Genomic DNA, 11900 nt, shown 5'->3' with positions numbered 1-11900 from the left:
CTCATATCTTGACGCACACGTTCACGGGCTCGGAAAAGAAGTCGAGGGAGTGCTCGCCGCCCTCGCGGCCGATGCCGGAGGCTTTCACACCGCCGAAGGGGGTGCGCAGGTCTCGCAGGTTCCAGCAGTTCACCCAGACGATCCCGGCGTCGATCCGGGGCGCCACGCGGTGGGCACGCGACAGGTCGTTGGTCCATACCGTGGCGGCCAGTCCGTACGGGCTGTCGTTGGCCAGCCGGATCGCCTCGTCCTCCTCGTCGAACGGCGCGACATGGCAGATGGGTCCGAAGATCTCTTCGCGGACCGTGCGCGCAGTCTGCGGCAGCCCGGTGATGACGGTGGGCTCGACGTAGTAACCGCCGTCGCGGGCGTCGCCGAACACGGGGACGCCTCCGCCCGCCAGCACCGTCGCACCTTCCTCGACCGCCAGGCGGTAGTAGGACAACACCTTGTCGCGGTGCTCGGCCGAGATCATCGGCCCGTAACCGTCCAGTTGGCGGGCCCGTTCGGCCAGCGCGTCCACGAAGGCGCCGAAGATGGGACGCTGCACGTAGACGCGCTCGGTGCACAGGCAGATCTGGCCGGAGTGGGTGAAGCTGGAGAGCAGCGTGCCCTCGACGGCTCGCTCCAGGTCGGCGTCGGCGAAGACGAGCGCCGGGTTCTTGCCGCCCAACTCGAACGAGAGCGGCGTGACGTGTGCGGCGGCGTTGCGCATGATGGCGCTGCCGGTGGCCGAGGCGCCGGTGAAGGCGATCGCGTCCACGCCCGGGTGCGCGGTCAGGTGCTCGCCCGCCGCGTTCGCGCCGTGGCCGTGGACGAGGTTGAACGCGCCCGGCGGCAGGCCTACTGCGTCGATCACCTCGGCCAGCAGGGTCGCCGTCGAAGGGGTCTCCTCCGACGGCTTGGCCACGACGGCGTTGCCCGCCGCGAGCGCGGGGGCGACCTTCCACGTGAGCAGCAGCAGTGGCAGGTTCCACGGGGCGATGATGGCCACGACCCCGACCGGGCGGCGCACGGTGTAGCTGAGTGCCTGGCCGCTGCCGCTCCACGCGGGGACGCTCGTGGGGTAGGCACGTCCGGAAAGGCCGTAGGCGAGGTCGGCGTAGGCGCGGAAGTTACCGATGGCGCGCGGGATGTCCACCGTGGCGGCCAGCTCACGCGGCTTGCCGGTGTCGGCGACCTCAGCCGCGACGAACTCCTCGAACCTGGCCTCGATCCCGTCGGCGATGCGTCGCAGATAAGCGCATCGCTCCTCGGTGCCGGTCTGTCCCCAGGCCCCCTGGAAGGCGGCCCTGGCGGCGTTTACAGCCTCGTCCACGGTTTCGCGCGAGGCTTCGGGCACGGTGCCGATCTCTTGGCCGTCTACGGGGGAACACAGTGGGAACGGCGTCCCTGCCACCGTGAAGGCGCCGTTGACGTAGTGCGCGGGCTTCATGGTCACCATTGTGCTAACTTCCCGAGATACCAGTCTAATACCTGATCTCCCTTTTGGTATGTATATTTCGTTATATGTCATCTCTCCCTCTGAATCTGCTGAGCGGCCGGCTCAAACTCCGGCACCTCGTGCTCGTCACCTCTATCGCCGAACAGGGCAGCGTCCTACGCGCCGCCGAACACCTGCACCTTGCGCAGCCCGCCGTCACCCGGGGGTTGCGGGAACTGGAGGACATCCTCGGGGTGGAGCTGTTCGTACGGGGACCACGCGGTGTCACGCCCACCCTGTTCGGCGAGGCGTTCATCGAACATGCCCGCGCCGTACAGGCCGAGTTGCGCAGAGCCGGTGAGCGCATCGCGGGCCTGGTCGACGGCGCCGCGGGCATCGTCACCATCGGCACCCTTCTGGCCGCCACGAACGTGCTGCTGCCCCGCTCCATCGCCGCGCTCAAGGCCGATCGCCCGGGCATCACCGTGGTGGTCAGGGAGGGTACGTTCGACTCGCTCGTGCCCCAACTGGTCGGCGGCGACATCGACCTCATCCTCGGCCGTCTCAACCCCATCGACGACCGTTCAGGACTGCGCCAGGTTCCGCTCTACAACGAGCCGGTGCTGCTCGTCGCCCGCTCCGGGCATCCGGCCGGACGGGCGCGTGTGCTGTCGGACCTGCTCGACTACCCTTGGATACTCCCGCTGGAGCAGACCTCGCTGCGCCAGGAGCTGGAGCAGGTGTTCCACCACGAGGGCCTGTCGCTGCCGCGTGACCGGACGGAATGCACGTCCATCCTGACGATCCGCGCGCTGCTGGTCGAGACCGACATGATCGCCGCGTTGCCGGCGCTGTTCGTCAGGAACGACGACCGAATCGTCGAGTTGCCGGTTCCGCTGCCGTCGGTACGCCGTTCGGTGGGGGTGACGCTGCCCGGCGCCCGCGCCCTGACTCCATCGGGCAAGGCCATGCTGTCCTACCTGCAGCGGCAGGCTGATCGCCTCCACGCGTGAGTCCCCGGCGGATGTGGGCCGGGGACTCATTTCCGTTCCTCAGATGCGGGCGCCGGTCGGGCGCACGCCCACACGGAAGTCGGCGGCGCGCAGGATCTCCGCGGCGTCGTCGACGGGTGGGTAGATCCGCTCGCGGTTCGTGGCCATCTTGCGCTGCTTGGCCGCCTCGCCGACGCTCTGGACCGTACGCTCCCAGCCGCTGGTGAGCACCGCGCCGGCCGGACCGAGATCGACGCAGGTGGCGTACGGCGCCGGGCTGAACGTGGCCTGCGACAGGCCGAGCAGATCCGCTGCGGCGTTATACCCGGCGTATTTGCCGAGTGGGATGGCATGCTGGCAGGACTGCAGGACGAGCTGACCCGCCTCCGCGGTCGCCGCGGCCGTGTCGCCGGCCGCATAGACGCCGGGCGCCTCGGGAACCGCGAGCTGCCCGTCCACGTACAGGCGTCCCAGGTTGTCGCGCCGCCCCTCGATCTGCTCGGTCAGCGGGCTCGCCTGCATGCCGGCCGTCCAGACGACCGTACAGGCGGCCAGCTCCGTGCCGTCGGTCAACCGGACGGCGTCCGGCGCGATCGACGCCACGGCCTGGCTGAGGCGCACCTCGACGCCCAGTTCGGCCAGCGCGGCCGTGATGGCCGGGCGCGGTCCGGCGCCCAGCTCCGGGCCGATCTCATCGGCTCGCTCGACCAGGACGATGCGCGGCCGCTCGCCGTGGACGGGGAGGGCTGCCAACCTGCCCACCAGCTCCGTGGCCACCTCGACTCCGGTGAATCCGGCGCCCACGACGACGACCGTACGGCTGCCGGGGCCGTCTGGCAGCTCGTGCAGGTGCCGGTCGAGCGCGACGGCGGCCTCCAGCGTGTCCACGTTGTGGAGCAATTCGGCACCGGGGACGTCCGCCTGCCGCAACCGGCTGCCAGCCGCCAGGATCAGCCGCTGGTAGCCGAACGTGTGCGACCGGCCGCCGCGGTCGGTCGCTGTCACGGTGCGGTTCGCCGTGTCGATGTCGGAGACCATGGCGGTGACGTGCTCGACGCCGATCGGCTTCAGTACCCTGCTCAGCGGAACGCTCAGCTCGTGCGGGTCCGGCTCGTAGAGCCGCGGGCGGATCACCAGGTCGTCGCCCGGGGCGATCAAGGTGATCGACAGGTCGGCTCCGCTCTCCTCGCGGACCCGGGCGGCCGCTGCGGCACTCCACATCCCGGCGAATCCGCCGCCGATCACAAGTATGTCCGTCATGAAATTTCCTTTCCTTGCTGTTCAGCTTGCCGTATTGGCTTCGGGAACGAGGTCCGATGCGTTGACGTACTGTCCTCGATCGATTTTCGGTGCGATCTGGAACAATATGACGGCGGAGATCAGACTGACCGAGCACACGACCGAGAGATATACGGTGATGGGAAAAGTCGACTGGTTGGCGGCGAATAGAGCGCTCGCGATGAGAGGCGCGGTCCCGCCGATCAGCGAGCCCAGCCCGAGAATTATTCCCATGCCGGAGTAGCGCATCGCCGCGGGAAAGACGTCAGCCATGATGCTGCCTTGCAGGGCATGAGAAATGGGAGTGGTGAGCGCCATCACCAAGAATGCGCCGACGATCGCGACGGCCGTGCCCATGTTGAAGAGAGGGAAATAGACGACCGCTCCGACCAGCAGCATGACCGACCCGAAGAGGAACACCTTGCGGCGCCCGTGGACGTCGGCGGCGCGGGACCAGAAGGGGATCGAGGTCAGCCACAGCAGGCTGCCGCAGGTGATGCCGAGCAGGAGCAGTTCCCCGTCCAGTCCCCGGCTCTTGCCGTAGGAGAGTGAGAACACCGTGAAGACGTACGAACAGCTCGACGCTGCCGTGACCATCAGCACGATGGCGATGATCCGCGCCCAGTGCTCCTTGAGCGCCGCCAAGAGCGGCATCTGGATGATCTCGCTCTTCTCCTGTGCGGCGCTGAAGGAAGGCGATTCGGAGATGCGCAGCCGAATCACCAGCCCGACGACGATGAGCAGGCCACTCATCAGGAACGGCACCCGCCACGTCCAGGCGGCGAACGCTTCAGGCGAGGACAGCCAAGTCGTCAGGTAGTAGGCCAGGTTCGCCAGCACCAGCCCCGCCGGCACGCCCATCTGCGGGAATCCGCCGAACAGGTTGCCGCGCCCGCCCGGTGCATGCTCCACGGACATGAGGACCGCGCCGCTCGTCTCACCGCCCAGGGCGGCACCCTGCAGCAGGCGCAGCGCCACCAGCAGAGCCGGCGCCCAGATGCCGATCTCGGCGTAGGTGGGCAGGGCCCCGATGAGTGCCGAACTCATTCCCATGCCGAGCAGGGATACGATCAGAATCCTCTTTCTTCCGATCCGGTCACCGAAATGGCCGAAAACGATTCCGCCGATCGGCCTCGCCAGGAATCCGACGGCGAACGTTGCGAATGCGGCAAGCGTTCCGGCGGCCGGGCTGAGGGATGCGAAGAATTGTTTGTTGAATACCAATACCGCTGCAGTGCCGTACAGATAGAAGTCGTACCACTCGAGAGTCGTACCGATCAGACTGGCGATCGCGACCCTATTCGGTTTCGTATGCGAGATGGCCTGCGTCCGGAGGTCGACGGATTCTGGCATTGGCCTGGCCTTCCCATTGGATGACGCGACTCATACGGCTGACGCCGCCCCCTGATCCACCGAGTCGGATATTGGTGATAGTTTGCGAGCACGCGCTATGCGGGTCAAATAACTTTTTCCGGTCGAGGTATGCCGGGATTCGCATAGCGGGGCTCACCCCGAGCTGATCGCCGTACTCGTACGAGGCGGGTCGGCGGCCTCTTCGGCCGGTCGGCGACGGCCCGGGAGAGGGCGGGGTGAGGGGTCGGGTCTCTTGAGAGGTGCAATCCGGACGGGCCGCGTCCAGGAAGATGGTGTTTGAGAAGGCCACCGGTATCCGGTGGACGATTAGGAGGCAATAGCCTCAATGGTTACTTTGGCATCGTTTGTCCCATTTTGGGATCGACGTTCTTCCGGCATCCGGCGAGGATCTCCCGGCTCACGTAGGTCTGGAACTCCCATGGCTACGGCAAGCCGCCACTCCATTGATCATCTAGCGGGATCGTGTGGTGGGCCGGGCGGGTCGGGCTGAACCGTCTTTCCGTTAGTGCAGGTCGGGCGCTACCTCGCTGGATCTACAACCGAAACCACGATGCCGCCGCTGAGCGGTCAGTCCTTCTTGCGCTGGCGGATGAGGCCCATGAACCCCGGACTCGGTTTGAACTTCGCCGTCCAGGTCTCGTCGATCTCCAGGGGCTCACCGGTCTGCGGGTTGCGCCCGGTCCGGGCCGGCTTGTGCACGATCTCGAACGACCCGAAACCGGGGATCGCCACTTTCTCCTCGGCCGCCACGGCCGTCTGGATGGTTGCCAGGATCGCGTCCAGGGCCGCGGCGGTCTGCCGCCTGCTGAGCCCCGCCTCGGCCGCGGCCTTCTCGATCAGCTCGCGCTTGTTCATTGGCCTAGTTAACGCTATTTCGGCCGTGTCCATCGAGCCCCGTCCTTCCCGGGCTCTTCCAGATTCCGGAATGGCCCGGCCCCGGTGCGGGGGTGTCCGCCGCCTCCCCGCGGCGGCGGACACCCGCGGTCAGCGGTCGGGCTGGGCGGCCAGCCGTTCCGCCTCCTCGTACAGGGCCTCAACGAGGAGAAGCTCCAAGCGGAGAACTTCGTCAACGAGGCCGTCCAGAACTCCCATGCGGGCCTCCCTGTCTACTCCGACGTCCCAGGGGCCACAGAGGTTCACGTCCGGATCGGATGGGACTCGGCTGTGGTCTCGGACCGTCCCGAGGCCGGCTTTCAGGCTGCGACGAGTTCGGCCAGGTCCACGAGCCGTCCGACGTCGCGCACGTCCATGCAGTAGGCCAGCACGACCCGCTGTCCGCCGATCCGCTGGGTCACGCGTAGAAACGGCAGGTCACTGAGCATGATCGCTTCGACTTCTATGCCGTCAGGCCCTTCCCAGATACCCATGAGGTCGAGGCTACGAAGAGTCAGGTAAGGCCGGGGTAACCGTCTGGGCATATCGTGGTGGTCTGTGCCAGACGTGCCGTTTTCCCCTAGTTAGGCGATGATTAGCCGAGTCGCTGTGGGTAACAGGACGTCCTAATCCGATTATTTGAGGAGAAGTCAACATGGCTCTGCCCAAGCTAACCCCCGAACAGCGTCAGGCCGCTCTTGCCAAGGCCGCCGAGACCCGTACGGCCCGCGCCAAGCTTCTGGCCGAGGTCAAGGCCGGATCTGTGAGCTTTGAGCAGCTGCTCGGCCGTGACGACGACATCGCCAAGCGCATCAAGGTGTCGCAGGCCCTGCGCGCGCTGCCGGGCATTGGCAATGTGAAGGCCGCCCAGCTCATGGAGGAGGCCGATGTGGACGAGGCCCGTCGTCTTGGTGGCCTCGGCGCGCAGCAGCGCCGCAAGCTGATCGAGGCCGTCACCGGCTGAGGCGACCGGCCCCGGCCGTCCCGCAGGCCCGCGCCGGTGTGAACCGCTCAGCGCGAGCCGATCGTTGCGGCGGTGGCCGCCCCGGAGCCGGGCGGCCGCTCGGAGGAGCCGGCTGACGGCTGCGCGAGGCCCCGCCGTACGGGACTGCAAGTTCTAGATGTCGTCGCAACATCCCAGCCCAGGGGATGCGATGGACTTCAAGATCCGGAAGAACCGAACAGCGCAGGGGCCGAAGAAGCTCCGATCCGAGCGGGAGGAATACTTCCGGCTTGTGCAACAGGGCTACAGCAACAGGGAAGCATCCCGGCGGGTTGGCGTTCATGAACGAACCGGGCGTGAATGGCGCAACGGCCGGATGGACTCCAACCCGTTCCGGCCGCCCGCTCACGGCGAGCGGGCGGCCGTTGCCACTGCTTCGGGTCGCTACCTGTGCGAGGCCGAACGCCTGCACATCGCCGATCGGGTGCGTGAGAAGGCATCCCTCCGCCGGATCGCCCGTGAGCTGGGCCGCAGTCCGTCCACGATCAGTCGAGAGATCAGGCGCAACCGCACGCATGTGCGTGGCAACCAGTGGGCCTATCGGCCCTACGCCGCCCAAGCGCGGGCTGAAGCACGCCGGCCTCGCCCCAAGCCCAGAAAGATCGCTCAGAATGCCGAGCTGCGTGACTTCATCCAGCAGCACCTGGACCGGCGGTGGAGCCCTGAGCAGATCTGCCAAGCTCTGCGCAAGGACTTTCCCGAGCGGCCGGAGCTCCACGTGGTCCACGAGACGGTTTACCAGGCTCTCTACGTTCAAGGGCGTGGGGAACTTCGCCGCGAGCTCGCTCGTGCTCTGCGCAGCGGGCGCACCCGTCGCCAACCGCACCGGCAGGCAGCTCGCCGCAAGTCTCGCTTCACCCACCCCATGGTCATGCTCAGCGAGCGTCCGGCTGAGATGGAGGATCGCGCCGTGTCCGGGCATTGGGAGGGTGACTGGATCATTGGCAAGGACGGCGGCTCCGCCATCGGCACTCTGGTCGAGCGCAGCACCCGTTACGTGATGCTCGTCCACCTGCCGGATGGCCGCAGCGCAGATCAAAACCGTCAAGACGCTACCGGCTCATCTCGCCCGCTCGCTGACCTGGGATCAGGGCAGTGAATGGGCGCCCACCACGCCTTCACCATGGCCACCGACATCCCGGTCTACTTCTGCGACCCGGCCAGCCCCTGGTAGCGCGGCTCCAACGAAAACGCCAACGGCTTGCTACGCCAGTACTTCCCTAAAGGCACCGACCTGTCCGTTCACACCCGCGAGCATCTCGACGCCGTTGCCGCTGAATTGAACGCCAGACCTCGGAAGACGCTCGGCTGGGATACCCCAGCCGAGCGTCTAGTTAGATCACTCGCCGCCGACAACTAGGTCGTGGCCTGGGCCAGGCGTTTTGTCCGTGGACGTTGGTGACGGCGCGCGAGATGGCGGTCGCGGCCATGATGCCGCCTGCGAGCGCAATCGGGTGCGGAGCGGTGACCTGGGGCGCCCGGCCCCTGTCCTCGGGTCGTCCGTCACGTGCCTTTGCGCGGCGCTTTCAGAGTCGTCACAGTCTTGCCCTTAGGGCGTGTCCCGCGAATCTTGAGCCATGGATTTGAGGGCCCGAGTACCTTGAACGGCCCATAACCGCGCGCTTGGCACGGTACGGGTTGAGGCGCGCTCAGCTTTCGGCGATCAGCTTGCGGTAGACGTCGTAGGCGGGCTTGGGCTGGTAGCCGCTGGTGGTCAGCCCAAGTTGGGCGGTCGGCTCGGCACGGGATGAGTCGGCGTCACGCAGGCCGAACAGCTCGTAGTGAGTGACGTTGTAACGCGTGGCGGCGGCGGCCACCGTACGGATCATGATGTCGAGCCGGGCAGCCTGGTCGTCGGGCGTGCGGTCGGGCCCGGTGGGGGTGCCGTTCTCGGCAACGTGAATGGGCACGTCCGGGCCGAGGTGGGCGCGGGGCATGCTCTGCTCGCGCAGATGGCGCAGTGCGTGCTCGGTGAGCCCGGCCAGGGCGGGTTCGGGCACGGGAGAGAAGGCGTCCGGGTAGAGCCCCAGGCCCACGTAGTCGACGTGGGCTGCGAAGTCCGCAGGTGCGAGCGCCTCCAGGTGCGCCCAGAACTCCTCGTCGCCGCCGAGGAACTCGGGCGGTTCGGCGACGGAGAATCCGATCCGGACGTCACGGTGCCCGGCCGCGTCAAGCAGGCGGCGGGCGTGGCACGTCCCGGTGGTGAGGGCGTCGAGGACTCCGGGGGAACTGCCGTCGATCCAGGGCAGTTTGAAATTCGGCTCCAGGGTGATCTGCAGGAAGCGCGCGATAGCCCCGTATCGGTGAACGGCCTGCTCGATGAAGGCCAGCCAGCCGTCGAGGTCGCGCTCGGTGGGCAAGTAGCACAGGACCAGGTCGAGCTGGCGGTTCCCTGTGCTGTACCACTGGTCGGGCATGGTCAGCTCGCGCATCCGCCGCTCGGGCGCCAGGACCTGTGCCTTTTCGGGGTCTGCGGGCGTTCCCAGGAAGTGCATGTATTCGCGGACGACGAAGGGCCGTCCGTCACTTAGCCCGCCGACCAGGTCGTCGATGGCCGCGGAGTCGTCCGGCGGGCCCGCCGTGGCGGCCACCTGGTTGGCCGCGTAGATGCCGTACGTCAATCTGCTCATGTCTGTCCCTTCGCTGGCCATGCCAGCTCGTCGTGATCGATGCGCGTGATCAGCACGCGGATCCATTCCGCTTCGGCGCGTAGTTGGTGCAGGACGAAGTCGACCTCGATCATGGTGATCTCCGGCAAGCCGGGGTCGCTCGCCCGTTCCAGCTCGGCGATCCGCTCCTCGAGCGACTCCTGCCGCTCGTGCAGCACGCGCGGGGCCTCGGCTCGGTCGAGCGCGCCGAGATAGGCCAGGGCGTCCACGAACGCCGAGGTGGTCACTTTGGCCTCGCGGATCTGCCGCCGCACCCGTTCCTTGAAGACGTTCCAGCCCTGATCGGTCAGGGCGTAGACGGTACGCGCCGGGCGGTTGCCCATCTGCTCGACCCCGGTCGGGGCCACCCATCCGGCCACCTCCAGCGACCGTACGAGCGCGTAGACGGAGCCGCTCTTGGCGTTCAGGTACGGATAGCGCTCGTTGAGCGCGCCCGCCAGCGCGTATTGGTGCATCGGCTGCTCCACCAGGAGGCCAAGCAGCCGCAGGGTCAGTGGATTGTCCACCGCGGTCAATGGCATACCCGAATAATATCATTCGTATACGGGTATATGCGAGCGGAAGTCTGCGACTCGCCGGGTGAGTGTGTCCATTCCGTCTCGCGTGCACCAGCGCGAGGGCGACTCTGCCAAACGGCGAAAGGACACTCGGCTGCGGTACTGCAGCCGAGCGTCCCGTTAGGCTTCTCGTCGCCAGCAACCGATCACCGTGTTGCGACGACTCCTGGAATGCGCCGACCGTACGGCGGGGCCTCGGCCGACGACCTGGTCGTCACGTCCGCCCGGGGTTCCCATGCCCTGGAAGTCCCGGGCGGACGCGGTCCGAAGGGGTCAGTGAGCCTTCTCGAACTGCTCCTCCTCCGTGGAGCCCCGCAGGGCCGTGGTGGAGGAGTCCGGCGCGATGGCCGTGCTGACCAGGTCGAAGTATCCGGTGCCGACCTCGCGCTGGTGGCGGGTGGCGGTGTAGCCGCGCGCCTCGGCGGCGAACTCGGCCTCCTGGAGTTCGACGTAGGCGGTCATGCCGTCGGTGGCGTAGCCCTGGGCCAGACTGAACATCGAGTGGTTGAGCGAGTGGAAGCCCGCCAGCGTGATGAACTGGAACTTGTATCCCATGTGGCCGAGCTCGCGCTGGAACTTGGCGATGGTCGAGTCGTCCAGGTGCTTCTTCCAGTTGAAGGAGGGCGAGCAGTTGTAGGCCAGCATCTGGTCGGGATACCTGGCCTTGACGGCCTCGGCGAACTCGCGGGCCACGTCCAGGTCCGGCAGGGAGGTCTCCATCCAGAGCAGGTCGGAGTGGGGCGCGTAGGCCAGACCCCGGGCGATGCAGGAGTCGACGCCGTTGCGGACGCGGTAGAAGCCCTCGGCGGTGCGCTCGCCGGTGGTGAAGGCCTGGTCCCGGGGGTCGACGTCGGTGGTCAGCAGCGTCGCGGCCTGGGCGTCGGTCCGCGCGATGATCAGAGACGGGACACCCAGTACGTCGGCCGCGAGGCGGGCCGCGCTGAGGGTCTTGACGTGCTGGCCGGTCGGGATCAGGACCTTGCCGCCCAGGTGGCCGCACTTCTTCTCGGAGGCGAGCTGGTCCTCCCAGTGCACGCCCGCCGCACCTGCGGCGATCATGCCCTTCATCAGCTCGAAGGCGTTGAGCACGCCACCGAAGCCCGCTTCGGCGTCGGCCACGATCGGTGCCAGCCAGTGCGGCGCGTCGCCGTCCCCCTCCGACCAGGTGATCTGGTCGGCGCGCAGCAGCGCGTTGTTGATGCGGCGGACGACGGCCGGGACCGAGTTCGCCGGGTAGAGGCTCTGATCCGGGTAGGTCTGCCCGCCGAGGTTGGCGTCGGCCGCGACCTGCCAGCCGGACAGGTAGATCGCCTTCAGGCCCGCCCTGACCTGCTGCACGGCCTGGTTGCCGGTCAGCGCGCCGAGCGCGTGCACGTAGTCCTCGGTGGTGAGCAGCTTCCACAGCCGCTCGGCGCCGAGCCGGGCCAGGGTGTGCTCCTCCTGGACCGAGCCCCGTAGCCGGACGACATCCTCGGCCGTGTAGGTCCGCTCGGTGCCCTGCCAGCGGGGGTTGGTCTCCCATTCGCGCCGCAGCTCGTCTGCGGCTCCCTTGAGGCGATCATTCATCTTTTTCACTCCTTGTCGTCCCCTGGGTGCCTTGCTCTGAGTGTGCGCGCCGGTGAAATGGGTGAACAAGGCCAATCTTCTCGAAAAAACGTCCTTTTTTCTGATTCTGCCAATACTGGTCGGTATTGGAGAGAGAAGAAATTAAGAGTTTGCGATATGGACTAG

Annotated in this window: 10 protein-coding genes and 1 pseudogene; 3 read left to right on the top strand and 8 right to left on the bottom strand. The window is 67.2% G+C overall.

The genetic code is table 11. The features are described 5' to 3' along the window. Nucleotide 1: 1 nt before the first annotated feature. Nucleotides 2–1435 (bottom strand): 2-hydroxymuconic semialdehyde dehydrogenase, encoded by a 1434-nt coding sequence (locus tag OHA77_RS03460; RefSeq protein ID WP_406316073.1) that lies wholly within the window; start codon nt 1433–1435, stop codon nt 2–4. A gap of 74 nt (nt 1436–1509) precedes the next feature. Here OHA77_RS03460 and OHA77_RS03455 point away from each other — a divergent pair, with 74 nt between their 5' ends. Beyond that, nucleotides 1510–2436, top strand: coding sequence for a LysR substrate-binding domain-containing protein (locus OHA77_RS03455; RefSeq protein ID WP_406316071.1), 927 nt, complete (start codon nt 1510–1512; stop codon nt 2434–2436). A 39-nt stretch (nt 2437–2475) separates the two neighbouring features. On the opposite strand, the gene OHA77_RS03450 is transcribed toward OHA77_RS03455, so the two are convergent. The 4 genes from OHA77_RS03450 to OHA77_RS03435 all read right to left on the bottom strand — a co-directional run bounded on the left by OHA77_RS03450 (nt 2476) and on the right by OHA77_RS03435 (nt 6434). Continuing rightward, on the bottom strand, nt 2476–3675 hold the full coding sequence (locus tag OHA77_RS03450) for an NAD(P)/FAD-dependent oxidoreductase (protein WP_406316070.1): 1200 nt from the start codon (nt 3673–3675) through the stop codon (nt 2476–2478). 21 nt (nt 3676–3696) lie between these two features. Beyond that, on the bottom strand, nt 3697–5046 hold the full coding sequence (locus tag OHA77_RS03445; RefSeq protein WP_406316068.1) for an MFS transporter: 1350 nt from the start codon (nt 5044–5046) through the stop codon (nt 3697–3699). Between the two features lie 588 nt (nt 5047–5634). Next, nucleotides 5635–5922 carry an HU family DNA-binding protein gene (locus OHA77_RS03440; RefSeq protein ID WP_326822117.1) on the bottom strand — a complete coding sequence of 96 codons (288 nt, stop codon included), beginning with the start codon at nt 5920–5922 and terminating at the stop codon, nt 5635–5637. Nucleotides 5923–6260: 338 nt separating this feature from the next. After that, nucleotides 6261–6434 carry a hypothetical protein gene (locus tag OHA77_RS03435; RefSeq protein ID WP_326822118.1) on the bottom strand — a complete coding sequence of 58 codons (174 nt, stop codon included), beginning with the start codon at nt 6432–6434 and terminating at the stop codon, nt 6261–6263. A gap of 161 nt (nt 6435–6595) precedes the next feature. Here OHA77_RS03435 and mihF point away from each other — a divergent pair, with 161 nt between their 5' ends. Continuing rightward, the gene (gene mihF, locus OHA77_RS03430; protein ID WP_326822119.1) at nt 6596–6904 is read left to right on the top strand and encodes an integration host factor, actinobacterial type; all 309 of its coding nucleotides are present in this window, start codon (nt 6596–6598) and stop codon (nt 6902–6904) included. A 355-nt stretch (nt 6905–7259) separates the two neighbouring features. Next, a pseudogene (locus OHA77_RS03425) lies at nt 7260–8303 on the top strand (IS30 family transposase). Between the two features lie 289 nt (nt 8304–8592). Here the strand turns inward: OHA77_RS03425 and OHA77_RS03420 are convergent. The 3 genes from OHA77_RS03420 to aceA form a co-directional block, all read right to left on the bottom strand. Beyond that, the gene (locus OHA77_RS03420; protein WP_406316066.1) at nt 8593–9573 is read right to left on the bottom strand and encodes a hypothetical protein; all 981 of its coding nucleotides are present in this window, start codon (nt 9571–9573) and stop codon (nt 8593–8595) included. After that, nucleotides 9570–10133, bottom strand: coding sequence for a PadR family transcriptional regulator (locus tag OHA77_RS03415; RefSeq protein ID WP_406316064.1), 564 nt, complete (start codon nt 10131–10133; stop codon nt 9570–9572). Before OHA77_RS03415 ends, OHA77_RS03420 begins: the two co-directional genes overlap by 4 nt. Nucleotides 10134–10442: 309 nt before the next feature. Further along, a complete protein-coding gene (aceA, locus tag OHA77_RS03410; protein ID WP_326822122.1) occupies nt 10443–11735 on the bottom strand; it encodes an isocitrate lyase in 1293 nt (430 codons plus the stop codon). Between the last annotated feature and the right edge of the window lie 165 nt (nt 11736–11900).

Origin of the sequence: Streptosporangium sp. NBC_01639 (genome assembly GCF_045209755.1) — a bacterium.
In the GTDB taxonomy this organism is placed as follows: Bacteria; Actinomycetota; Actinomycetes; order Streptosporangiales; family Streptosporangiaceae; genus Streptosporangium.
Note: the sequence above shows the minus strand (reverse complement) of the source record. Positions and strands in the feature narration are given on the sequence as shown.

Coding starts and splice junctions, on each gene's coding strand:
- OHA77_RS03450 (WP_406316070.1), bottom strand. CDS start 3,675: ATGACGGACATACTTGTGATCGGCGGCGGATTCGCCGGGATGTGGAGT.
- OHA77_RS03460 (WP_406316073.1), bottom strand. CDS start 1,435: ATGAAGCCCGCGCACTACGTCAACGGCGCCTTCACGGTGGCAGGGACG.
- OHA77_RS03440 (WP_326822117.1), bottom strand. CDS start 5,922: ATGAACAAGCGCGAGCTGATCGAGAAGGCCGCGGCCGAGGCGGGGCTC.
- OHA77_RS03445 (WP_406316068.1), bottom strand. CDS start 5,046: ATGCCAGAATCCGTCGACCTCCGGACGCAGGCCATCTCGCATACGAAA.
- mihF (WP_326822119.1), top strand. CDS start 6,596: ATGGCTCTGCCCAAGCTAACCCCCGAACAGCGTCAGGCCGCTCTTGCC.
- OHA77_RS03415 (WP_406316064.1), bottom strand. CDS start 10,133: ATGCCATTGACCGCGGTGGACAATCCACTGACCCTGCGGCTGCTTGGC.
- OHA77_RS03420 (WP_406316066.1), bottom strand. CDS start 9,573: ATGAGCAGATTGACGTACGGCATCTACGCGGCCAACCAGGTGGCCGCC.
- OHA77_RS03455 (WP_406316071.1), top strand. CDS start 1,510: ATGTCATCTCTCCCTCTGAATCTGCTGAGCGGCCGGCTCAAACTCCGG.
- aceA (WP_326822122.1), bottom strand. CDS start 11,735: ATGAATGATCGCCTCAAGGGAGCCGCAGACGAGCTGCGGCGCGAATGG.
- OHA77_RS03435 (WP_326822118.1), bottom strand. CDS start 6,434: ATGGGTATCTGGGAAGGGCCTGACGGCATAGAAGTCGAAGCGATCATG.